This is a genomic window from Piscinibacterium candidicorallinum (assembly GCF_047549485.1).
In the GTDB taxonomy this organism is placed as follows: Bacteria; Pseudomonadota; Gammaproteobacteria; order Burkholderiales; family Burkholderiaceae_C; genus Piscinibacterium; species Piscinibacterium candidicorallinum.
On sequence record NZ_CP180191.1, the window covers coordinates 1,572,553 to 1,594,565 of the forward strand.

Genomic DNA, 22,013 nt, shown 5'->3' on the forward strand with positions numbered 1-22,013 from the left:
GGACAAGCGGGAAGCGTGCGTGCTGACTGACTCGGCCCAATATGAGCAGCCTTATAGTCGGCGACAGCAAGCAGAGAGAGCTCCAGTGCCCCCAAACATCCGTCGTCAGAAGAACGTTCAAGCTCAAGTTCAGGACCGGCGCGATCAGATCCTCGACACCGCGCGCGAGTACGCCCAGCACCCAGAGCGCTTTGAATGGCTTCGTGCGACGCTCGCTTCCCAATCGCTTGATCCGCGAGACGGGATACTCGTGGAGTTGCGGTCTGTCCCAGATCAGGGCTGCTGGGTGCACTACGGGATGTGGCTAGCTGGCGATGAGCGGTTCTACAAGTTTGTGGTGGACGAGACGTTCGGCAAGCGATCGCTCGAAGGCAGTGGTCGTGTCGAGCAAGCGCGTGTCGACGATGTCACCGACTCCACTTCGATTGAGGAGTTTCTGCCCGGAACGGGCCACTCTTTGGGGTATTTGGCACTGGGAGTGCTCAGAGCCCATCGGCAGGGAACCGTCATATCGGTACGGTCGACAGCCGAAAGCGCAAACCACGTTTCTACAAATCTGAAAGCACGATGAATCGCCGTGGCGTCCTCATCGCATCGGTCTCGGCTGCGGGCTTGGTGACCGCCCTCGCGGCATTTCCTGAAGGTCCGAAGCCATTGCGGATCGATGCTCGAACAATGGCTGATCTAAAGGCGCTGCGCGCCGAGCCCAAATTCCTCGACTTGCCTGGCGCGCCCGCGGTAGAGGAGCGCCGCAGACTTGAACCGCTAATCAATCAATTGATCGACCGTTTGATTGCTGGCGTGCAGGCAAATCCGACAGATGCTTGGGTGCTGGCACAGATGGACCCAACGGTGAAGGCCTTTCACTTGGAGGACACGGAGGCGCGGGAGCGTTGCCTCAACTACATCGAAACGATATTCAGGATTTTGGGTATCCCGAATGATCGCGGCGCATTTCGCAAGTACATGATCTTTTGGTAGCCCCGACAACCAGAAGGCGCAGCAGTCGCGCTCATCAGCGTGTTCCCGCAACCCGCCCCAACGTCGCCGCATACACCCCACTGCGCGCCCCGCCAATCTCAACCGCCTTGCGCGCTGCCAACAGCGCCCCCGCCCGATCCCCCAACGCCAGCCGCGCCTGCGCGAGGTTGTTCCACGCATCCGCCGCCTTGGGGTGGGCGGTGGTGGCGCGTTGCCAGTGTTCGGCGGCAGCGGCGCGGTCGCCTGATTTCCAGGCGAGGTTGCCCAGGCCCATGAGGGCCACGAGGTCGTCGGGCCAGCGCGCGAGCAGGGCGCGGTAGGCGGTGGCGGCGGCCTGGGCGTCTGTGCGTTCCAGCGCGGATGCGGCCAAGCCGGCTTGCTCCTGCGTGGCGGTGCGCGGCAGCTGGCCGGGCGGGGTGATGGCCAGGGCCCAGTAGCCACTGCGCGCCCAGGTGTGCTCGAAAGTGTCGAGCTTCATGATCAGGTTGGGCGTGGTGCCGGAGTGCAGGGTGATCTCGCGCCGGGCGGCGTTGTGCCCGATGACCACGGCGTAGTGCCAGCGGGGCAGGGCGGGCAGAGAGAGGTTCTGCAGCACGATCACGGGCTGGCCGGCCGCCACTTCATCGAGCAACGCAGGCAGCCGGGGCGGCAGCAGGGTGGCGAGCATGCCGGCGCGGCGGGCGGCCGCTTGCAGCTCGATCTGCAGGCTGCCCCCGGCGGCGGGCAGCATCATCTGCGGCGCGAGTGCCTCTGCCGTGACAGCCTTGCCGTGGAACTGCAGCACCATCGCCGTGGCCGCGGGGCCGCATTGGAGTTCGGCCTGAGGGATGAAGGGCACCTGCGCAATCTGCCCCGGCGCCGGTGCCGCGCCTTCTGACAACAGGCGGCTGGTCTGCGGCGCGGCGCAGGCGGCGAGCAGCAGGGGGGCGGCCAAGAGCAGGGCGAGCGTGCGGCGCCGCCCTGCAAAACATATCACCCGACCAAGCCGACCGGGCAGAAAGCAAAACGCCCGACCTTGCCGGTCGGGCGCGATGGACAGGTCGCCGCGGATCAACGGACCGATCGCGTGAACGGGAACACCTTGGTCAGGCCGAGGATGTCCGTCACCAGCAGGATGATGAAGACGGTGAAGAGCACACCCAGGATGTCCGATGCGCCGGCGGGCATCTGGTCGATCTGCGCGGCAATGCGGGCGGCTTCGTCGTCGGTCAGGGCGCCCACACGGGCCTGCACCTGGCCGATATCCACACCGCGCTGGGTGAGAGCGGCGCGTACTTCGTCGCGGGCCAGCAGGCTCTTCAGGTGCTCGCGCTGGGCCAGGGTGGCCTGGCTGGCGGCCACGGATTCGGTATCGATGATGCCTGCCGTGGCTGGGGCTTGTGCGGCTTGAGCGAAGGCTGCCATCGGCAGGCTGGTGCCCAGCACGCAGGTGACGGTGAAGGCGGCAACGGTACGAACGAGGGCAGCGTGCATCTGTATCTCCAGTGTTGTGGCTGGCCGGTCGGATGCAACGCGTCCGATCCGGCAACAGCGGGTGGCGAGAGGCTAAGCGCAGGCCGCTTCAATGGTCAATTGTGCAATTGCATCCTTTGGCAGCGCGCGACAGCGCTCACGGCTGACTCGGCGCGGAGGGCAAGCCGGCTGCGTGCGCAAAGCGCATGGCCTGCGGCCCAGGCGCGTGGCCCGCAGCCTCACTTGGAGGATGCGCGAAAGAAATTCGCCGAGCACGGGGCTCGGCGAATCGTTGCAGCCGGCGCCGCAGCCAGCGCAATCAAGCCGGCTGGCGCTTCCTGCTGCGGGCCTTGGCCTCATGCTTGTGCATGAATTCGCGGACCACGGGGTAGATGATCTCGCGCCAGCGGCGGCCGCTGAAGATGCCGTAGTGGCCAGCGCCTTCGGCGACGAAGTCCTTCTGCATGCTCTCGGGAATGCCGGTGCACAGGGTGTGGGCGGCCTGGGTCTGGCCGGGGCCGGAGATGTCGTCCAGTTCGCCTTCCACGGTGAGCAGGGCGATGTCGGTGATGTCCTGCGGGCGCACGCGCTGCGGCTTGCCCTGGATCATCACGTCCCAGGTGCCCTTGGGCAGGGCGTGGTCCTGGAATACGGTCTTGATGGTGGCGAGGTAGTAGTCCGCGTCCAGATCGAGCACGGCGTTGTATTCGTCGTAGAACTTGCGGTGGGCCTCGACGTCGTCGAGGTCGCCCTTGATGAGGTCCTGGTAGTAGTCCCAGTGGCTGTTGAAGTGGCGGTCCGGGTTCATGGCCACGAAGCCGGCGTGCTGCATGAAGCCGGGGTACACGCGGCGGCCGGCGCCGGGGTACTTCTCGGGTACGGTGGCAATCACGTTGAGTTCGAACCAGTCGAAGGACTTGGTGGTAGCCAGGTTGTTGACCTGCGTGGGGCTGCAACGCGGATCGATCGGCCCGCCCATCATCGTCATGCTCACCGGGCGCTTGGGGTCCTTGAGGGTGGACATGATGGACACGGCCGCCATCACGGGCACGGTGGGCTGGCACACGCTCATCACATGCAGGTTGGGCGCCAGGCGCTGCATGAACTCGATGCAGTAGGTCACGTAGTCGTTCAGGTGGAAGCGCCCGGCCGACAGCGGCACCATCTTGGCGTCCGCCCAGTCGGTGATGTAGACGTCGAAATCCGGCAGCATGGCGCGCACGGTGTCGCGCAGCAGGGTGGCAAAGTGGCCGGAAAGCGGCGCGAAGATCAGCACCTTGGGCTGGCTCAGGTGCTCGGCGTCCAGCTTCTTGAAGCGCAGCACGCGGCAGAAGGGCTTGCGCGCCACCACTTCCTCGGCCACGGCGTATTCGACGCCGTCCACGCGGGTGTACTCCAGCCCGAACTGCGGCTTTTCGTACTCCTTGCCCAGGCGGTAGAGCAGCTCATAGCCCGCCGCCACACGCCGGTTCAGCGGGTGGATCAGGAAAGGGTTCATGGGGTGGTTGAGCCAGTGCGCCTGCGCCTGGGCGTAGGCTGTGAGCGGATTGAGAATGCTTCGCTGGAACTCGTAGACCTGGTAGAGCATGGTCGGATCCCCTGAAATCGGTATCGGTTTGGGCCGATTATGCGGTGCAGCAATGCAGGCGACAAATCAATGAACCGACGCCGGCACCGCCACTTCGGCCTTGACGCACAAGCCCTCCCTGAGCGGGTGGCCGGTTATGACGGATTTGCACCTGAAGCCGCGCGGTTGCGCAGTCTTTGCGTTGCACTTTCGGACGCAGGCTGCACTGCGAGCACTTTGCCGAAGCTTCCAGCACGAGCCTGACGCCATGCTTGCTGCGGCGCAGCGCGCGGTCTGCCAGGTGCGCACGGGATACCCGGCGGCTACCAGTAGTTCTCTAGCGCGAGCTGGCCCGGCGCGCCGCGGCGGCTGGTCTTCAGACCGAGCTGCCCAAGCACTTCGCGCGTGTCCTCAACCATCTGCGGGTTGCCGCAGATCATCACGCGGCTGGCTTCGGTGCTGAACTTCAGGCCCGCGGCAGCTTCCAGCTCGCCCGATGGGATCAGACTGGTGATGCGGCCCGCCAGGCAGCCGGGCACGGCTTCACGCGTCACGGTGCGCACGTACGTGAGCTTTTGGGCAAATTCGCCGAAGAACTCGTGCGTCTTGAGGGCCTCGATCGTGTCCTGGTAGGCCAGCTCTGCGGCCTCGCGCACGCTGTGCACGAGCACGATGCGCGCAAAGCGCTCCCAGACGGCCGGGTCATGCAGGATGCTGATGAAGGGCGCGATCCCAGTGCCTGTGGACAGCAACCAGAGATCGCTGCCGCCCTCGAAACGGTCCGTGGTCAGGAAGCCGAAGTTGGTCTTGTCCACCAGCAGACTGTCGCCGACCTGCAGGCGCGCCAGTTCACTGGTGAATTCGCCGCCGGGTACGACGATGGAATAGAACTCCAGAAACTCGTCATGCGGGGCGGACACCATGCTGTAGGCGCGCCAAACGGGCTTGTCGGCACCGTCCTTGAGCACACCAAGCCGTGCCCACTGGCCGGCGGTGAACCGATAGCCCGGCGAGCGCGTGCACCTGAAGGAGAACAGATGCGGAGTCCAGGGCTTGATCCAGGTGATCCGCTCTGTGGTGTGCTTCTCGGGACTGCTCATGGGAGGAACGCACCGCGACCCGGTGCGTGCTGCATCACTTCTCGAGGTACTGCAGCTTGTCCTTCACGTCCTTCCACTGATCCGCATCGGGCAGACCGGGCTTCATGCGAGTGATGGAGGGCCACTGGGCCGTGAGCTCGACATTGAGCTTGATGAAGTGGTGCTGGTCGGCCGGCACATCTTCCTCGGCGTAGATCGCGTTGACCGGGCATTCAGGAATGCACACGGCGCAGTCGATGCACTCGTCCGGGTCGATCACCAGGAAATTCGGGCCCTCGCGAAAGCAGTCCACCGGGCAGACATCCACGCAGTCGGTGTATTTGCACTTGATGCAGGCTTCGGTCACTACATGCGTCATGGGGCGCTCTTGAAGATGGGCCGCGGGCGGGCGGTGTAGGGGTGTTGTCAGGTATCGGCCGCTATTGTATCGAAGCGACCTAGGCGAAAACCCCGACGCCCGTCTCGGAATCCGGGGCTTTGCCCGTGGCTCGGTTCAAGGCCGGCCGCCGTCGCACGACGTGCAAATACACAAGAACACGCGGCAGCGCAGACCGCAGGCAGCACCCAGGGAGACACTTCATGCATTGCAGCGCACGGCCCGCGGCCGATTCATCCGCATCGTTCGGAGCCTTGCGCTCTTGGGGGGCTCGCCGACCCGGGACGCGAGCCACGGAGCTGAAGGCTCTGGTGGCCGTGGTGATGGCGCTGCTGGTGCCGGCCGCCTGGGCAGGCAGTTTTGCCGGCCCCAGCGTCGGCCCGGTACCGGTCGAGTTCTTCCTGTTTGCCGCCGTGCTGCTGTGCGTGGCCCTGTTCCATGACCACACCCTGAAGGTGGCCGTGACGGGCGCCGTGGTGATCGCGGTCTACAAGATTGCGTTCTCGCCCTTCCATGCCGGTGCCGGGCTCGCGGGCTTTGCAGGGCACCTCACGCACGAATGGGTGATGCTGGCCAACCTGCTGGGTCTGCTGCTGGGTTTCGCGATGTTGTCCGTGCACTTCGAGAAGACCGAGATCCCGGCGGTGCTGCCGCGCTTTCTGCCCGACGACTGGAAGGGCGGCTTCGTGCTGCTGATCATGGTGTTCGTGCTGTCAGCCTTTCTGGACAACATCGCCGCGGCTTTGATCGGCGGCACCATGGCGGGTGTGGTGTTCAAGCGACGTCTGCATGTGGGCTACCTGGCCGCCATCGTCGCGGCATCGAATGCCGGTGGTGCGGGCAGCGTGGTGGGTGATACCACCACCACCATGATGTGGATTGCCGGCGTGTCGCCGCTGGAGGTGGTGGAGGGCTTCGTGGGCTCTGCGGTCGCGCTGTCGATCTTCGGCGTCATCGCTGCGCGGCAGCAGCACGCGTTCCAGCCGATTGCCAAGGACGAGGTGGCACACGCACCGATTGACTGGGCGCGCGTTGGCATTGTGGTCTTCATCCTGGTGACGGCGATCATCGTGAACGTGCTGATCAACACGCGCTTTGCGGCGCACTCGGACAGCTTCCCGTGGCTGGGCGTGGCCGTGTGGGTGGCCATCCTGCTCGCCGCACCGGTACGGATGCCCTCCTGGGCCGATCTCCCGGCGGCATTCAAGGGCTCGGTGTTCCTGCTGAGCCTGGTGCTGTGTGCATCGATGATGCCGGTGGAAAAGCTGCCGGCGGCCTCCTGGCAGACAGCCTTCGGTCTGGGCTTCGTGTCGGCGGTGTTCGACAACATCCCGCTCACGGAACTGGCGCTCAAGCAAGGCGGCTATGACTGGGGATTCCTCGCCTTTGCGGTGGGCTTTGGCGGCTCCATGATCTGGTTCGGTTCCAGCGCAGGCGTGGCGCTGTCCAACATGTATCCGCAGGCCAGGAGCGTGGGTGCATGGCTCAAGGGCGGCTGGCACGTGGCGCTGGCGTATGTGGCGGGCTTTCTGGTCATGCTGGCCGTGGTGGGCTTCCACCCGGGCAGCACGCCCAAGACGGCAGCGCAGGTACCTGGCGCTGCCGCGCCCGCCACGCTGCCCGCATCGACCTCGACCCCACCGCACACCCCCGCCCAGTGACCCAGAACACCCCGCTCATCGCACTGACCCGCGCCGTCTTCGACGACCAGATCACCACGCTTTCGCGGCAGTACCCACTGCGCAGCAACCAGGGCGACGAGCCGCTCGCGCCTGCCGCGCTCCACGCGCAGGTGGCGGGCGCCACGGCGCTGATCCCCACCGTGGCAGACCGCATCGATGCCGCGGTGCTCGACGCGGCCCCGGGTCTGAAGGTGGTCAGCAACGTCGGCGTGGGCACCAACAACATCGACATTGCTGCCTGCACGGCGCGCGGCATCGTGGTGACCAACACCCCGGGTGTGCTCACCGAAACCACGGCCGACATGGCCTGGGCGCTGCTCATGGCCGCCGCGCGCCATGTGCCGCAAAGCGAACGCTGGCTGCGTGAAGGCGCCTGGGACCGCTGGGCCCTGCAGCAGTGGCTCGGCAAGGACGTGCACGGCGCCACGCTCGGCATCGTCGGCATGGGCACGATCGGCAGCGCCGTAGCGCGCCGGGCGCGCGGCTTCGGCATGAAGATCGTCTACACCAACCGCAGCCGCGCGGCGAACGAGGCCGAGATCGGCGCCAGCTTCATGCCCCTGGATGAGCTGCTGGCCGCCAGTGACTTCATCGTGCTCGTGGTGCCGTACTCGCCCGCCACGCACCACCTGATCGGCGCGGCGCAGTTGGCGAAGATGAAGCGCGACGCCGTGCTGATCAACATCGCGCGTGGCGGTGTGGTGGACGATGCGGCGCTGGTCGAGGCCCTGGCGGCGCAGCGCATCGGCGGCGCGGCCCTGGATGTGTTCGAGAACGAGCCGAAGTTCGACCGGCGCTTTCTCGACCTGCCCAATGTCGTGCTCACGCCGCACATCGGCTCGGCCAGTCTGGCGACGCGGCGCGCCATGGCGCAGCTGGCCATCGATAACTGCACCGCAGCGTTGCGGGGCGAGCGGGCGCCCAATATGGTGAACCCGGACGTGCTGAAGTAAAACGCGCGCACCGCGCCCTGCTGAGGCAGCACCTCGCAGCCGATCACGACAACAAGGACACCGCTCGCCCATGGCCGACATCGAACTCTCACGCGAACACCAGCTCACCGACGCCCAGGCCCGCAAGGTCGCCCAGGGCGTGGCCGACGACATGGCCGAGGAGTACGGTCTGGAGAGCGAGTGGGATGGCGACGAGCTGCATTTCTCCCGCGCCGGCGTGAACGGCCGCCTGTCTCTCGAGCCCGGCGTCATGAGCGTGGAGGTGAGCCTCGGCTTTCTGCTGCGCCCCTTCGCCGGCAAGATCCGCGAACACATGAGCGCCAATTTCGACAAACTTCTGGCCGAGGCGGCCAAGGGTGGCAAGGCCGCCAAGAGTGCCAAGCCGGCAGACGCTGCACCCGCCAAAAAAGCGCCTGCCAAGAAGGCCGCCGCAAAGAAGTAGCCCTCTTGCCAGCAACCTGCTAATGATCCTGGATCCCGAGCTGGTGCAGGCTCGACGCCAAGCAAGCCGTGCGTTCTGGTCGCTGAAGCTTCACGCTGCGCCTGCGCTTGTGGTGATACTCGCGCTCTTTGCACCGGCTGACGCGCTGGACCGAAGCGCGCTTGCGCGAGAGTTCTGCAGCTGGGTGGTGTGGTTGGCTCCATTCTTGGCCGTGCACGCGGAGCAGAGCTACGTGCCCCAGGTTGTCACGCTGGTGAAGTGTGTGTCTTTCGCAGCGCTACCGGTAGTTCTTGCCGCAGCGATCCCTATTTGGATGAAGCAGATCCCCGTCCTTCTTCTTTTGGCAAGCGACGGGCAAGTCGATTTGTCCGAACAGCGGGCGGCGTCAAGGCGCTGGGTTAGCGCAGTCGTTGTGGGCGTCATGTTTCTCCTCGTGTTCGTTTTCAATTGGGTATTCCCTGCATGGTCTCCCTCGTTCGAAACCCATCGACCGGAAGCGGGTCCATGGGCGCATCGCGTGGTTTTGGCTATTGTTGAGTACGCAATGCTGATCATGGTCTCGAGTCTCACCGGCATGGTCGCGGCCTACGAGGGGGCGAAGGCCGAATGGCGCAAGCGGGCCTCACGCAGCAGCTAAGTCCCTGCCATGCACGCCTACTACAGCGACCGTTTCGTCCTGCCGCTGCCCGAGGGGCATCGCTTCCCGATGGCCAAGTACCGCATGCTGCGCGAGCGGATTGCGGCCGAACTGCCGCAGGTGACGCTGAGCGAGCCGCAGGCGGCCAGCGATGGCGTGCTCGCACTCGCCCATAGCCCGCAGTATGTGCAGCAGGTCGCCACCAACACCCTGCCGCCCCTGGTGCAGCGCGCGATCGGCTTTCCGTGGAGCGAACAGATGGTGGAGCGCTCACGCCGCTCGGTGGGTGCGACGATCGATGCGGCCCGGGCTGCGTTCACCGACGGGCTGGCCTGCAACCTGGCCGGCGGCACGCACCATGCCTTTGCCGAGAAGGGCGGCGGCTTCTGCGTCTTCAATGATGCGGCCGTGGCTGCACGCCTGATGCAGGCCGAGGCGCACCGAAGCGGCCGCAGGCATCTGCAGGTGGCGATCATCGACCTGGACGTGCACCAGGGGGATGGCACGGCCAGCATCCTGGCCGGTGATGAGTCGATCTTCACGCTGTCCCTGCACGGCGAAAAGAACTACCCGGCGCACAAGCAGCTCAGCGATCTGGACGTGCCGCTGCCCGACGGCACGGACGATGCCGCCTACCTGCACGCGCTGGATGCGGCGCTGGCTGAACTGGACGCGCGCTGCCAGCCGGGCTTTGCCATCTACCTGGCCGGAGCCGACCCGCACGAAGGCGATCGGCTCGGGCGCCTGAAGCTCACGGTGGACGGGCTGGCCGCGCGCGACGAGCGTGTGTTCCGTTGGCTGCACGAGCGGCGCATCCCGGCGGCGGTGGCCATGGCCGGGGGCTACAACCAGCACATCGAGACTACAGTGCAGATCCACTTCAACACGGTGGCTGCTGCGGCGTCATGGAGCACACGCTGGCGGGCGCGTGCAGCCGCCTGAGCAGCCTGCGACGTGCGGCAGGCTGCACCGGCCGTGCGGCTGGGCTGAGCGGGTTGCGGCGGCTGCTTAAATCGGGTCAATGTCCATCCAACCCCTTTCAGCCGACACGGCCCGCGGGCTGGGCTGGCTCGCGCCAGCCGCGTTCATCTTCATTTGGTCCTCGGGCTATGTCGTGGCCAAGGCCGCAGCGCCCCATGCCGATCCCTTGACCTTTCTCTCGGTGCGCTACGCCGGCGTGGTGCTGCTCATGCTCGCGCTGGCGTTTGCCTTCAGGGCGCCCTGGCCCTCGCGCCGCGACGCGCTGCACATTGCTGTGGCCGGTATCGGCATCCAGGCCATCTATCTGGGCGGGGTGTGGGTCGCCATCCGGCTCGGCATGGCTGCCGGCGTGGCCGCGCTCATCGTGAATCTGCAGCCCGTCTTGGTGGCTGCGCTTGCGCCGCTGGTGCACGAAAGCGTGAATCGCCGCCAGTGGCTGGGCGTGGCCCTGGGCTTTGGCGGGGTGGTGCTGGTGGTCTGGCACAAGCTCGCGGGCGCTGCGCTCAGCGCAGGGCCGGTGCTGCTGTGCGTGATGGCGCTGGCGGGCATCACGGTCGGCACGCTCTATCAGAAGCGCCGTGTGCCGAACTTCGACCTGCGCACCGGGCAGGTGGTGCAGTTCACGGCCTCGCTGCTCGTCACGCTGCCCTTTGCCTGGGCCTTTGAGCCCATGCGCATCGAGTGGAATGCGCAGGTCTTTGCAGCCATGGCCTGGAGCATCGTGGTGCTCACGGCCGGGGGCATCAGCCTCATGTTCTACATGCTGCGCCACGGCCAGGCCACTGCCGTGACCAGCACCATGTACATCGTGCCGTCCGTCACCGCACTGATGGCCTGGCTGATGTTTGGCGAAACCCTGAACGCCATTGCCGTGCTCGGCATGGTGGTGACCCTGGTGGGGGTGTATCTGGTGGTGCGCAAGTGACTGAATCCACGACAGAACGCAAACCTGCGCGGCCCGTGCCGCGCCCACGCAGCGACTTCCGCGTCTTCGTGCCCATCAGCACCCGCTGGATGGACAACGACGTCTACGGGCACATCAACAACGTCACCTACTACAGCTTCTTCGACACCGCGGTGAACGGCTGGCTGGTGGGGCAGGGCGCACTCGACATCGACACGAGCCCGGTCATCGGGATGGTGGTGCAGACCCAGTGCGACTACTTCGCGCCCCTGGCGTTTCCGCAGGCCATCGAAGCTGGCTTGCGCGTGGCTCACCTCGGGGGCTCGAGCGTGCGCTATGAAGTCGGTATCTTTGCGGCGGGCGAGCCGCTGACCGCCGCCCATGGCCACTTCGTGCACGTGTATGTGGACCGTGCACACCGCCGCCCGGTGCCGCTGCCCGAGCTGCTCAGAACAACACTGACCCGACTCTTGCCATGATCGACACCGAAGCCAGCCGCCTTGTGGACGCCGCCATCATCAGCCGTCGCTCGATCCGCGCCTTCCTGCCCAACCCTGTGGCCCGCGAGGACATTGAAGCCATCCTCGGCGCCGCCGCGCGTGCGCCCTCGGGCACCAACACGCAGCCCTGGCAGGTGCATGTGCTGACTGGTGCAGCGCGCCAGCGCCTGGTGGACGCGGTGCTGGCGGTATGGAACGACCCCGAGCAGCTCAAGCAGCACAGCGAGGAGTACGCCTACTACCCCACGCAATGGACCTCGCCCTACATCGACCGGCGCCGCAAGGTCGGTTGGGATCTCTACGGCCTGCTTGAGATCGGCAAGCAGGACAAGGCGCGCATGCACGCCCAGCACGGCCGCAACTTCTGCTTCTTCGACGCGCCGGTGGGCCTGATCTTCACGATCGACCGCATCATGGCCCAGGGCAGCTGGCTGGACTACGGCATGTTCCTGCAGAACATCATGGTGGCCGCGCGCGGCCGCGGTCTGGATACGTGTCCGCAGGCTGCCTGGATGCAGTTCCACCGCGTGATCGCCCGGGAGCTGAACTTGGCCGACACACAGATGGTGGTGTGCGGCATGGCGCTGGGTTATGCAGACCCAAGCAAGGTCGAGAACACCCTGGTGACCGAGCGTGAGCCTGTGGCTGGCTTTGCGCGCTTCATCGACGCGTAAGCCGTGCGCCATGCCCTGGAGAAGCGCATGGGACAAGCGGATTGGCATGCCCATGTCGCTTGTCTGGCAAGGGTCTTCAGGCACTTTGGTCTGGAGAGGAGCATGAAACGGACTTTCTTGAGGCTTTTCGCGGGCATCATGCTCGTGATGACGACACAGGCGTATGCCATGGACAACGCACAGATCATCCGTCTCTGGAACTTCGCCGACCCTGCAGCGAGCGAGCAGCGCTTTCGCGAGCAGCTGCGCGCGAGCACGGGCAACGACGCGCTGGAGCTGCAGACGCAGATCGCGCGCACCTACAGCCTGCGCGGCATGTTTACCGAGGCGCATGCGCTGCTCGACACCCTCAAGCCGGCACTGCCCACCGCCAGTGCCGAGGTGAACGTGCGCTACCTGCTGGAGCGCGGCCGCACCTTTCGTTCGGCCAAGGAGCCGGGCCGGGCACGCCCGCTGTTCGAGGAAGCGGTGGCACGCGCCCGCGAGGCCGGGCTGGAGTTTCTGGCGGTGGATGCGCAGCACATGGTCGCACTGGTCGCCCCATACGCCACCGAGCAGCTGAGCCTGAACCGACAAGCGCTGCAGTGGGCCGAGCAGGCGAAGGACCCGACGGCACGTCGATGGATCGGCCCGCTGTGGAACAACATCGGCGTGTCCTACCGCCAGGCGGGGCAGCTGGCCGAGGCGCTGGATGCCTTCCGCCGTGCCGTGGCGGGCTACGAGCTGCGCCAGGTGCCGGCCGACGTGCGCTTTGCCCGCTGGCAGGTCGCGCACACCCTGCGCCTGCTGGACCAGCATGAAGAAGCTCTTGCCATACAGCTGCGGCTTGAGCAGGAGGGCGCTGCGGCTGGCGAGCCGGACCCCTACGTCTTCGAGGAGCTGGTCGCGCTGTACACGGCGCTCGGGCAGACCGAGCGCGCCGAGCACTACGCCCGCCTGCAGCGCAGCGCGCAGGCGCCCAAGCCGTGAGTGTCGGTATGAGCACCACGGAACTCTTCGATCTCCCGCTGCAGCACGCAGCCGGTGAAGGCGGTGTGCGCATAGCCTACCGCACCGCTGGGCAGGGCAGGCCGTTGCTGCTCATGCACGGGCACCCGCAGACCCATGTGCTCTGGCACAAGGTCTGGGCCGAACTCACCGCGCGCTTTACCTGCGTGGCGATCGATCTGCGCGGTTATGGCGACAGCGACAAACCTGAGGGCGCCCCGCCGCACACGGCCTACAGCAAGCGCACCATGGCCGCTGATGCGCTGACCGTGATGCGCGCACTCGGCCACGAGTGCTTTGCGGTTCTGGCGCATGACCGCGGTGCGCGGGTGGCGCATCGGCTCGCACTCGATCATCCCCTGGCTGTGCAACGCCTGATGCTGCTGGACATTGCGCCCACGCTGGACATGTACCGCGGCGCAACCGAGACCTTTGCTCGCCTGTACTACCACTGGTTCTTCCTGATCCAGCCGGCGCCGTACCCGGAGACCCTGATCGGCCAAGACCCGGCGTACTACGTGCGCAAGACCATGGCCGGGCGCTTCGGCGCCACCGGAGACACGGGCTTCGGCCCCTTCGATCCGTGTGCGATGGCCGAGTACGAGCGTGCTTCACGCACGCCGGGCTGGGCCCATGCGGTGTGCGAGGACTATCGCGCCGCCGCGACGATCGACCTGGCGCATGACGAGGCCGATCGCGCGGCCGGCAGGAAGATCGAGTGCCCTTTGTCCGTCATTGTCGGCGCCAATGGCGTGGTGTCGCGCCTGTTCGATGCGCAGGCGCTGTGGGCGCGGCAGGCGCGCGGCGTCGAGTTTGCAGTCTCGCCCGGCGGGCATTACGTGCCGGAGGAGGCGCCGGCGTTCCTGCTGGAGCGCGCGCTGCCGTTCCTCTCGGCAATCTGAAGGCCACCGCTTCTCAAGACTGCGTCAAAAGAACGGTGCGGCGTCCGGTTCGGTCTTTGCCGATTCGCGCTGCGCTGCAGCGTCCAGCATCAGGGAAACTCCGTGCAAGGTGGGCACAGCGCTGCACGGCACAATCCCGCCTCAGGTCGTGGGCGACCGCTTTGCGCAAGGCTGGCAGGGCGCCGATCCATCGCGATCAGCACAACATCTTTTGGAGACCTCGTACATGAACTTTGTCCGTCGCGCGCTCATGGTGGCCTGCGCCGCAGCCCTGGGCACCGCCAGTCTGGCCGCTCACGCTGCTGACCCCTATCCCAACAAGCCGGTAACCATGGTGGTGCCGTTCTCTGCAGGCGGCCCGACCGACAACGTCGCGCGCGCCCTGGCCGAGTCCATGCGCAAGTCGCTGGGTCAGCAGATCGTCGTCGAGAACGTCGGCGGCGCCGGCGGCACCGTGGGCACAAACCGCGTGGCCAAGGCCCAGCCGGACGGCTACACGGTGCTGCTGATGCACATCGGGTTCTCGACGGCGCCTTCGCTGTATCGCAAGCTGGCCTACAACCCGGAAACCGACTTCGAGCCAATCGGGCTGGTGGTCGAAGTGCCGATGACCATCGTCGCGCGCTCTGACTTCGCGCCTGCCAACTTCAAGGACTTCGTTGCCCACCTCAAGGCCAACAAGGACAAGCTGAACTTCGCCAACGCGGGCATCGGCTCGGCCTCGCACCTGTGCGGCCTGATGTTCATGAGCTCGATCCAGACCGACATCCAGACGGTGCCGTTCAAGGGCACGTCTGATGCGATGACTGCGCTGATCGGCAAGCAGGTCGATCTGATGTGCGACCAGACCACCAACACCACGGAACAGATCCGCGCGAACCGCATCAAGGCCTATGCCGTGACCAGCGGTGCGCGTGTGGAGACCCTGCCGAGCATCCCGACCACCGCTGAATCGGGCTTCCCGAACGTGCAGGTCGGTGTGTGGCATGGCGTTTGGGTCCCGAAGGGCACGCCGAAGCCGGTCATCGACAAGCTGGTTGCAGCAGTCAACGACGGCATGAAGGATCCTGCCTTCCGCGATCGCATGGCGAAGTTGGGTGCCACCGTGTACCCAGCCAGCCGCGCCACGCCCGCTGCATTGGGCGATCACGTGAAGAAGGAAATCGCACGCTGGGGCCCGATCATCAAGGCCGCAGGCGTGTACGCCGACTGATGGGTGCGCTGTCCTGCGCCTGAGCCATGTGAAGGAGGCCGCGAACGCGGCCTCTTTCTTTTTTGCAATCCGAGCACCCGGTCTGGGCGGTTACCTTCGCGTTTATCGACGTCTGCGCCGTCGGCGAGATGCGGATACTGCGCGTTAGACGGTACTTGGAACGCCTGTTGCTATCTTTGGACGGGCCTGTGTGGCAGATTTGCAGAAGCCACATGAACAAGCCGCGATAAGTATCGGTTTTTACTGAAGATTTTCTTCGCCACTGCGCGAGTTGCATCTAGAATTCGGCCCACGTCTTGCTGCAACCGCCCGGAGTCTCACGCATGTTCTTGCTCAAGCGCCAACGCACGATGCGTCAATGGATGACAGGAATTGCGCTCGGTATTGCCGGCTGTGCAATTTCCGCAGCGTTGATCGTCCCCGCACCGGCTGTTGCCCAATCCGCAAGTACTTCGAGCAAGTCCGCCAAGTCATCGAAGCCGGCCGCCAAGCCTGCAGCCCGCAAGCAGAGCGCCACTGCACCCCGCAAGACGCAGCAGGCATCCAGAAGTATCCGCACGCAGCGTGTGGTTGCCGGCAAGAATCGCCGCGGCGCCCGTGCGCAGCGTGTCGCGTATGCTCCCCCCCGGCCTAGCATTGGCCAGTTGCAGGGTCTTCGCACTGACGATCCGCTGGATCTGCACTCCAGCGTTGCGCTCATCACTGATCAGGCCACCGGCGAGGTCCTGTTCGCCAAGAATGATCGCGCCGTGCTGCCGATCGCTTCGATCACCAAGCTGATGACCTCGCTGCTGGTCGTGGAAGCGCGCCAGCCGATGGACGAAATTCTGACCATCAGCGATCAGGAAATCGACACCGAGAAGGGTACGTCCTCACGTCTGCGCATTGGCGCCCAGTTGTCGCGCGCAGATGCCATGCACCTGGCGCTGATGAACTCCGAAAATCGTGCTGCACACGTGCTGGGCCGCAGCTATCCGGGCGGACTGCCGGCCTTTATCGAGGCGATGAATGCCAAGGCTGCTCTGCTAGGCATGACGCAGACGCGCTTTGTGGACCCTACGGGCCTGTCGCCGAAGAACGTGTCTTCGGCGCGCGACCTGACGCTCCTGATGAAGGCGGCGTATCAGCATCCTGAGCTGCGCGAGTACTCGACCAGCCCCTCTTACGCGGTGGCAGTGCTCGGCCGCAATACCCAGTTCGGCAACACCAACCGGCTGGTTCACAACCCGGAGTGGCAGATCGGCCTGCAGAAGACCGGGTATATCTCGGAGGCCGGCAAGTGCCTCGTTATGCAGGCGCTGGTGCAGGGCCGTCAGGTGCTGATGGTGTTCCTGGATTCAACCGGCAAGTACTCTCGCCTGGGTGATGCACAGCGCGTGCGCACCTGGCTGGAATCGCGCAATACTGCCGCTGGCGGCACCACGTCCTGATATGGGCTCTGCCGAATCGGTGCTCAGACGCCGATACGGAAGCCCAGTGAGCGGCTGATCTGGGCTGCTGTTCGCGTGAGATCCTCGATCCAGTCATCCTGAAGGCGATCGCCCGGCGCGGAGATCGACAGGCCGGCCACCAGCTTTCCGGTGTCGTCCCGGATGCCCGCCGCAATGCAGCGAACCCCCAACTCCAGCTCCTCGTTGTCACGTGCGAAGCCGCGCGCGCGCACGCTGGCAAGCTCCCGTTCGAGCTTGTCCACGTCTGTGATCGAGTTGCGCGTGTGGCCTGCCAGGCCGGTTCGCAGAGCGTAGTTGCGTACGGCGCGGCCGTCGTCCGCTGCAAGGAAGAGCTTGCCGGTCGAGGTGAGATGCAGCGGCGCCCGCCCGCCAATGGCGCGGACGACCTGCATGCCGGAGCGCTCCGAGAACGCACGTTCGACGTAGATGATCTCGTCGCCCTGGCGTACCGACAAGTTGATGGTCTGACCCGTGTGGCGGTGCAGGGACTGCATCGGCTCGAGCGCCACTTCGCGCACATCCAGTCGGCTCTTGACCAGGTTGCCGAGTTCGAGCATGCGCATCCCGAGCTTGTAGGCACCCGGCTGGGAGCGCTCTACAAGCCGATACTCCGCCAGGTCATTCAGGATCCGGTGCGCGGTGGACGGGTGCAAGTCCGTCGTACGAGCAAGTTCCTTGAGCGCAACTGCGCCGTTCTGGTCTGCGAGTGCGTCCAGCAGCTTGGCCATGCGCTCGATGACCTGAATGCTGTAGCGCGATTCGTCCTCACTCATGCTGGCTGTGCTCCGTGTACTTTTGCTGCATTGCAATAGTATGTCGGATTATGAAAGGCCAGTTCACCTAATGCCAAGCAGTCAGGTGAGGTTCGAGTGTTCGCTCAATCAGGCGTCGGCTTCCTCGTTCCCAACGCCTTGGCGTGTCCAAATACCGTCGAGCAGCAGCTCAGATGGGCGAAAAGCCGCCTTGTAGCTCATCTTGTCGCTGTGTTCGATCCAGTAGCCCAGGTACAGATGCGACAGGCCAAGCTGCCTGCACTGCTCGATTTGCCAGAGGATGTTGTAGGTGCCGTAGCTGGCGTTTCGCTCGTCCGGGTCAAAGAAGGTATAGACCGAAGACAAGCCGTCGTTCAGCACGTCGATGATCGAGACCATCTTGAGAACGCCCGCCTCATCCCGGAATTCCACGAGGCGGCTGTTGACTCGGCTCGCCAGCAGGAACTGCGCGTATTGCTCGTTGCTGTCGTGATCCATGCCGCCGCCGGCGTGGCGCGCAGATTGGTAGCGCTGATAGAGGGCAAAGTGCTCGGCGGAGTAGCTCAGCGCTGCGACCAGCGCAGTCAGGTTGCCATGGCGCTTCCACGCTCGCCGCTGGCTCCGATTGGCGACGAACTCCTTGGCCAGCAGCCGGATAGGGATGCAGCCGGCACAGCCATCGCAGTGTGGCCGGTAAGTGAACAAGCCACTGCGCCGAAAACCCAGACGCACGAGTTCGCTGTAGACCTCCGCGTTGATTAGATGGCTAGGGGTGACGACCTGCGAACGCGCGAGCTTGCCGGGCAGATAGCTGCATTGATATGGCGCAGTCGCATAGAACTGCAGCGTGGAAAACGGCAGCTCCTTGAGGTGGCTCATCTGTGGGCACCCTGCAATTGCATGCGCCAATGTTAGCGTTCGATGCGTCGCAGCAGATCAGTCGATCGCAACGCCCGCCAGTCCGGCCCAGGCGCCCGTGTCAGTGTACGGATACCGCTCAAAAACTGCGCGCGAGGGATGGCCGATGCGCCTAGGCTCGCGAGATGGCCGGTTTGTTGCTGACAGTCTATCCACGGCATGTCAGCATCGCGGCACAGCTGGATCAGGCCTGCCAACGCAGTCTTGGATGCGTCAGACTCACGTGTGAACATGGATTCTCCATAAAACATGCGGCCGATCGCCACGCCATACAGCCCGCCGATCAGTTCACTGCCGCGGCGCAGTTCCAGACTGTGGGCGTGGCCGGCTCGGTGCAGCGCGATGTAGGCCGCCTGCATTTCAGGCAGGATCCAGGTGCCGCTTGCACCATCACGAGGCGCTGCGCATGCGCGAATCACCGCTTCAAAGTCGGTGTCCAGCAGCAGACTGACGGAAGAGTCCTCCTGAAATTGCCGGATTCGCTTGCGCAGGCTCGCCCGCAACTTGAAATCCGCAACCGCAAGCACCATCCGTGGGTTGGGGCTCCACCACAGAATGGGCTCGCCTGCGCTGTACCAGGGGAAGATGCCGTTGCGGTACGCGGCAATAAGGCGATCGGTTCGCAAGTCCCCGCCCGCCGCCAGCAGGCCGTTCGGTCGCTGCAGAGCGCGCGAGGCGTCAGGCAGCGGATCATCCGGGCCAATCAGGGGGATCATTTGCGCCGGGTGGCTAGCGGTGCTGACCGGTGGGGCGATCCACTACGGCAGTGTACGGGCCAGCTTGTTGCATCACACCGGCGGGATCGTCCAAGTAGCGGCGCAGGCTCAGCGCCACGGTGCGGAAGGCAATCTGGTCCCAGGGGATGTTCTCAGGAGCGAATAGCGCAGCCTCTAGCGTCTCTTCTCCGGGCTGCATGCGACTGCCTTTCATGGTCGCCAGATAGAAGATGTGCACCTGGCTCACGAAAGGCACGTCGATCACGCTGAACAGAGGTCCAAGTTCAATGTTGATCCCTGCTTCTTCCTCGGTTTCGCGGGCCGCACCTTGAGCCACGGACTCACCGCACTCGAGAAAGCCGGCGGGCAGGGTCCAGAGGCCAGACCGCGGCTCGATGGCGCGTCTGCACAGCAGGATCCGGCCATCCTGGACCGGCAGCGTGCCCACGACGATGCGCGGATTCACGTAGTGGATCGTGCCGCACGCATCGCAGATGGCGCGCGGTCGGTTGTCGCCCTCAGGCACGCGAAGCGTGAGGGGGTGGGCGCAGTTCGAGCAGAACTTCAAGGCGATCTCGCAGGAGATGGGCGAATGTGGTTGTGTGCAGGAAATTCTAGGTGGCGCCGATGCGCTATACTCTCGGTTTCTCGTTAGGCGCGTAGCTCAGCTGGTTAGAGCACCACCTTGACATGGTGGGGGTCGTTGGTTCGAGTCCAATCGCGCCTACCAACGAATTGCAAGATCGGGAAAGGCACCTCGGTTATGACACCGCGAACTACGGAAGGTCTGAACTGAAGCCCGCGAGGCGAGTGCGTTTCCACGTGTATACGAGATGAACGGGATGCGGCTTGGCCTCATCCCGTTTTTCTTTTCCGGATCCAGAACATGCCCAACATTACGCTCCCAGACGGCTCGGTCCGCAGCTTCGACGCGCCTGTATCCGTGGCTCAAGTTGCCGCGTCCATCGGTACTGGCCTCGCCAAGGCCGCGCTTGCTGGCAAGGTCGATGGCAAGCTGGTGGACACCAGTCATCTTCTTGACCGCGATGCGAGCCTCGCGATCGTCACGGACAAGGATCCCGATGGCCTGGAAGTCATCCGCCACAGTACGGCGCACCTGCTGGCGTACGCCGTCAAGGAGCTGTTTCCGGAGGCGCAGGTCACGATCGGGCCGGTGATCGACAACGGTTTCTACTACGACTTCTCCTACACACGCCCCTTCACGCCTGACGATCTTTCTGCGATCGAAAAGAAAATGGGCGAGCTTGCCAAGAAGGATGAGCGCGTGGAGCGCAAGGTCGTGCCCCGGGATGAGGCTGTTGCCTTCTTCAAGGATCTGGGGGAGCACTACAAGGCCGAAATCATTTCCAGCATTCCAGCGGGTGAAGACGTGTCGCTGTACTCGGAAGGCGCCTTCACCGACTTGTGCCGCGGGCCGCACGTCCCTTCGACCGGAAAACTCAAGGTCTTCAAGCTCATGAAGGTGGCCGGCGCCTACTGGCGCGGCGACAGCAAGAACGAGATGCTTCAGCGCATTTACGGCACGGCTTGGGCAAAGAAGGAAGATCAGGACGCTTACCTCACGATGCTTGAGGAAGCCGAAAAGCGCGACCATCGGCGGCTGGGGCGCGAGCTAGACCTGTTTCATGTGCAGGAGGAGGCGCCGGGACTGGTTTTCTGGCATCCCAAGGGCTGGACGATCTGGCAGCAGGTTGAGCAGTACATGCGCCGTGTTTATCAGGACAACGGCTACCTCGAAGTCAAGGGGCCACAGATTTTGGACAAGTCCCTGTGGGAAAAAACTGGGCACTGGGACAAGTACCGCGAGAACATGTTTACGACTGAGTCGGAGAGCCGCGAGTACGCCGTCAAGCCGATGAATTGTCCAGGGCACATCCTGATCTTCAAGAGCGGCTTGCACTCCTACCGGGAACTGCCTTTGCGTTTCGGCGAATTCGGGCAATGCCATCGAAACGAGCCCTCGGGGTCTTTGCATGGAATCATGCGGGTGCGCGGCTTCACTCAGGACGACGGCCACATCTTCTGCACGGAAGACCAGATTCTGGATGAGTGCCTGAAGTACACGGCTCTGTTACAGAAAGTGTATGCAGACTTCGGCTTCAAGGACATTCTGTACAAGGTTGCGACACGTCCAGAGAAGCGGATCGGAGATGATGCTCTCTGGGACAAGGCCGAGCATGCATTAATGGAGAGCCTGCGTTCGTCGGGTTGCGAATTCGAGGTGTCGCCTGGTGACGGGGCCTTTTACGGCCCAAAGATCGAATACACGCTCAAGGATGCGATTGGCCGCCAATGGCAGTGCGGAACCATGCAGGTGGACTTCTTCATGCCCGAGCGGCTCGGGGCCGAGTACGTCGGCGAGGACAACAGTCGTCATGTGCCTGTAATGCTGCATCGGGCGATCGTCGGTTCGCTTGAGCGGTTCATCGGCATGCTGGTTGAAAACTTTGCGGGTGCGATGCCTGCGTGGCTGTCGCCCACACAGGTAGTGGTGTGCTCGATTGCTGAATCTTCATCGCAATACGCTGCGCAGGTGGCAGAAACGCTTAAGAAACAAGGATTTAGAGCAGTTGCCGATTTGCGAGGTGAGAAAATCACCTATAAAATTCGAGAACACAGCTTGCAGAAGCACCCCTACATCCTCGTCGTTGGGGACAAGGAGGCGCAGGCCGAGACCGTGGCCGTGCGAGGCCGTGGCAATCGAGACTTGGGCGTGATGGCAGTGTCGGCATTTGTCGATCTCCTGCGATCAGAAGTCGAGTCCAAGAGCCACGAGTCGAGCGCGGCTTGATTTTTTGACCATC

The 22,013-nt window shown here is 64.4% G+C and carries 24 protein-coding genes and 1 tRNA gene; 16 read left to right on the forward strand and 9 right to left on the reverse strand.

What is annotated here, in order from left to right:
* Positions 1 to 85 precede the first annotated feature (85 nt).
* Both ACMDW7_RS07040 and ACMDW7_RS07045 read left to right on the forward strand, forming a co-directional pair.
* A complete protein-coding gene (locus tag ACMDW7_RS07040) occupies positions 86 to 571 on the forward strand; it encodes a hypothetical protein (protein ID WP_377302029.1) in 486 nt (161 codons plus the stop codon).
* Positions 568 to 981, forward strand: a complete 414-nt coding sequence (locus ACMDW7_RS07045) for a DUF4844 domain-containing protein (protein ID WP_377302027.1) — start codon at positions 568 to 570, stop codon at positions 979 to 981. Before ACMDW7_RS07040 ends, ACMDW7_RS07045 begins: the two co-directional genes overlap by 4 nt.
* 34 nt (positions 982 to 1,015) lie before the next feature.
* Here the strand turns inward: ACMDW7_RS07045 and ACMDW7_RS07050 are convergent, their stop codons facing one another.
* The 5 genes from ACMDW7_RS07050 to fdxA all read right to left on the reverse strand — a co-directional run bounded on the left by ACMDW7_RS07050 (position 1,016) and on the right by fdxA (position 5,458).
* On the reverse strand, positions 1,016 to 1,915 hold the full coding sequence (locus ACMDW7_RS07050; RefSeq protein ID WP_377302025.1) for a PA2778 family cysteine peptidase: 900 nt from the start codon (positions 1,913 to 1,915) through the stop codon (positions 1,016 to 1,018).
* Positions 1,916 to 2,031: 116 nt separating this feature from the next.
* Positions 2,032 to 2,454: a PA2779 family protein gene (locus tag ACMDW7_RS07055; protein WP_377302023.1), complete on the reverse strand. Its 423-nt coding sequence runs from the start codon at positions 2,452 to 2,454 to the stop codon at positions 2,032 to 2,034.
* Between the two features lie 298 nt (positions 2,455 to 2,752).
* Positions 2,753 to 4,021 carry a polyhydroxyalkanoate depolymerase gene (locus tag ACMDW7_RS07060; RefSeq protein ID WP_377302021.1) on the reverse strand — a complete coding sequence of 423 codons (1,269 nt, stop codon included), beginning with the start codon at positions 4,019 to 4,021 and terminating at the stop codon, positions 2,753 to 2,755.
* A gap of 302 nt (positions 4,022 to 4,323) precedes the next feature.
* Positions 4,324 to 5,100: a ferredoxin--NADP reductase gene (locus ACMDW7_RS07065; RefSeq protein ID WP_377302019.1), complete on the reverse strand. Its 777-nt coding sequence runs from the start codon at positions 5,098 to 5,100 to the stop codon at positions 4,324 to 4,326.
* A 34-nt stretch (positions 5,101 to 5,134) separates the two neighbouring features.
* Positions 5,135 to 5,458: a ferredoxin FdxA gene (fdxA, locus tag ACMDW7_RS07070; RefSeq protein ID WP_377302017.1), complete on the reverse strand. Its 324-nt coding sequence runs from the start codon at positions 5,456 to 5,458 to the stop codon at positions 5,135 to 5,137.
* A 329-nt stretch (positions 5,459 to 5,787) separates the two neighbouring features.
* Between fdxA and ACMDW7_RS07075 the strand changes: the two genes are divergently transcribed.
* The 12 genes from ACMDW7_RS07075 to pbpG all read left to right on the forward strand — a co-directional run bounded on the left by ACMDW7_RS07075 (position 5,788) and on the right by pbpG (position 16,781).
* Positions 5,788 to 7,137: a citrate transporter gene (locus ACMDW7_RS07075; protein WP_377302015.1), complete on the forward strand. Its 1,350-nt coding sequence runs from the start codon at positions 5,788 to 5,790 to the stop codon at positions 7,135 to 7,137.
* Positions 7,134 to 8,111 (forward strand): 2-hydroxyacid dehydrogenase, encoded by a 978-nt coding sequence (locus ACMDW7_RS07080; RefSeq protein WP_377302013.1) that lies wholly within the window; start codon positions 7,134 to 7,136, stop codon positions 8,109 to 8,111. Before ACMDW7_RS07075 ends, ACMDW7_RS07080 begins: the two co-directional genes overlap by 4 nt.
* A 70-nt stretch (positions 8,112 to 8,181) precedes the next feature.
* Positions 8,182 to 8,553 carry a polyhydroxyalkanoic acid system family protein gene (locus tag ACMDW7_RS07085; protein WP_377302012.1) on the forward strand — a complete coding sequence of 124 codons (372 nt, stop codon included), beginning with the start codon at positions 8,182 to 8,184 and terminating at the stop codon, positions 8,551 to 8,553.
* Between the two features lie 22 nt (positions 8,554 to 8,575).
* On the forward strand, positions 8,576 to 9,190 hold the full coding sequence (locus ACMDW7_RS07090; protein ID WP_377302010.1) for a hypothetical protein: 615 nt from the start codon (positions 8,576 to 8,578) through the stop codon (positions 9,188 to 9,190).
* A 9-nt stretch (positions 9,191 to 9,199) separates the two neighbouring features.
* Complete coding sequence (locus ACMDW7_RS07095; protein WP_377302008.1) at positions 9,200 to 10,132, forward strand: histone deacetylase; 933 nt, start codon at positions 9,200 to 9,202, stop codon at positions 10,130 to 10,132.
* Positions 10,133 to 10,211: 79 nt separating this feature from the next.
* On the forward strand, positions 10,212 to 11,096 hold the full coding sequence (locus tag ACMDW7_RS07100; protein WP_377302006.1) for a DMT family transporter: 885 nt from the start codon (positions 10,212 to 10,214) through the stop codon (positions 11,094 to 11,096).
* Positions 11,097 to 11,185: 89 nt separating this feature from the next.
* The gene (locus ACMDW7_RS07105) at positions 11,186 to 11,554 is read left to right on the forward strand and encodes an acyl-CoA thioesterase (protein WP_377302576.1); all 369 of its coding nucleotides are present in this window, start codon (positions 11,186 to 11,188) and stop codon (positions 11,552 to 11,554) included.
* A complete protein-coding gene (locus ACMDW7_RS07110) occupies positions 11,551 to 12,249 on the forward strand; it encodes a nitroreductase (protein WP_377302004.1) in 699 nt (232 codons plus the stop codon). The genes ACMDW7_RS07105 and ACMDW7_RS07110 overlap by 4 nt, the downstream gene beginning before the upstream one ends.
* A 102-nt stretch (positions 12,250 to 12,351) precedes the next feature.
* Positions 12,352 to 13,218: a tetratricopeptide repeat protein gene (locus ACMDW7_RS07115; protein WP_377302002.1), complete on the forward strand. Its 867-nt coding sequence runs from the start codon at positions 12,352 to 12,354 to the stop codon at positions 13,216 to 13,218.
* Positions 13,219 to 13,226: 8 nt separating this feature from the next.
* Complete coding sequence (locus tag ACMDW7_RS07120; RefSeq protein WP_377302001.1) at positions 13,227 to 14,138, forward strand: alpha/beta fold hydrolase; 912 nt, start codon at positions 13,227 to 13,229, stop codon at positions 14,136 to 14,138.
* 226 nt (positions 14,139 to 14,364) lie between these two features.
* Positions 14,365 to 15,351 carry a tripartite tricarboxylate transporter substrate-binding protein gene (locus ACMDW7_RS07125; RefSeq protein WP_377301999.1) on the forward strand — a complete coding sequence of 329 codons (987 nt, stop codon included), beginning with the start codon at positions 14,365 to 14,367 and terminating at the stop codon, positions 15,349 to 15,351.
* 323 nt (positions 15,352 to 15,674) lie between these two features.
* Complete coding sequence (pbpG, locus tag ACMDW7_RS07130) at positions 15,675 to 16,781, forward strand: D-alanyl-D-alanine endopeptidase (RefSeq protein WP_414859632.1); 1,107 nt, start codon at positions 15,675 to 15,677, stop codon at positions 16,779 to 16,781.
* 23 nt (positions 16,782 to 16,804) lie between these two features.
* On the opposite strand, the gene ACMDW7_RS07135 is transcribed toward pbpG, so the two are convergent.
* The 4 genes from ACMDW7_RS07135 to ACMDW7_RS07150 all read right to left on the reverse strand — a co-directional run bounded on the left by ACMDW7_RS07135 (position 16,805) and on the right by ACMDW7_RS07150 (position 19,756).
* Complete coding sequence (locus ACMDW7_RS07135; RefSeq protein ID WP_377301997.1) at positions 16,805 to 17,575, reverse strand: IclR family transcriptional regulator; 771 nt, start codon at positions 17,573 to 17,575, stop codon at positions 16,805 to 16,807.
* A gap of 108 nt (positions 17,576 to 17,683) precedes the next feature.
* Positions 17,684 to 18,433, reverse strand: a complete 750-nt coding sequence (locus tag ACMDW7_RS07140; RefSeq protein ID WP_377301995.1) for an arginyltransferase — start codon at positions 18,431 to 18,433, stop codon at positions 17,684 to 17,686.
* A gap of 32 nt (positions 18,434 to 18,465) precedes the next feature.
* Positions 18,466 to 19,188 carry a leucyl/phenylalanyl-tRNA--protein transferase gene (gene aat, locus ACMDW7_RS07145; RefSeq protein ID WP_377301993.1) on the reverse strand — a complete coding sequence of 241 codons (723 nt, stop codon included), beginning with the start codon at positions 19,186 to 19,188 and terminating at the stop codon, positions 18,466 to 18,468.
* 13 nt (positions 19,189 to 19,201) lie between these two features.
* Complete coding sequence (locus tag ACMDW7_RS07150) at positions 19,202 to 19,756, reverse strand: NUDIX hydrolase (RefSeq protein WP_377301991.1); 555 nt, start codon at positions 19,754 to 19,756, stop codon at positions 19,202 to 19,204.
* An 85-nt stretch (positions 19,757 to 19,841) separates the two neighbouring features.
* On the opposite strand from ACMDW7_RS07150, the gene ACMDW7_RS07155 reads away from it, so the two are divergent.
* Both ACMDW7_RS07155 and thrS read left to right on the forward strand, forming a co-directional pair.
* A tRNA-Val gene (locus ACMDW7_RS07155) sits at positions 19,842 to 19,918 on the forward strand.
* A gap of 156 nt (positions 19,919 to 20,074) precedes the next feature.
* On the forward strand, positions 20,075 to 22,000 hold the full coding sequence (gene thrS / locus ACMDW7_RS07160) for a threonine--tRNA ligase (protein WP_377301989.1): 1,926 nt from the start codon (positions 20,075 to 20,077) through the stop codon (positions 21,998 to 22,000).
* Positions 22,001 to 22,013: the final 13 nt, after the last annotated feature.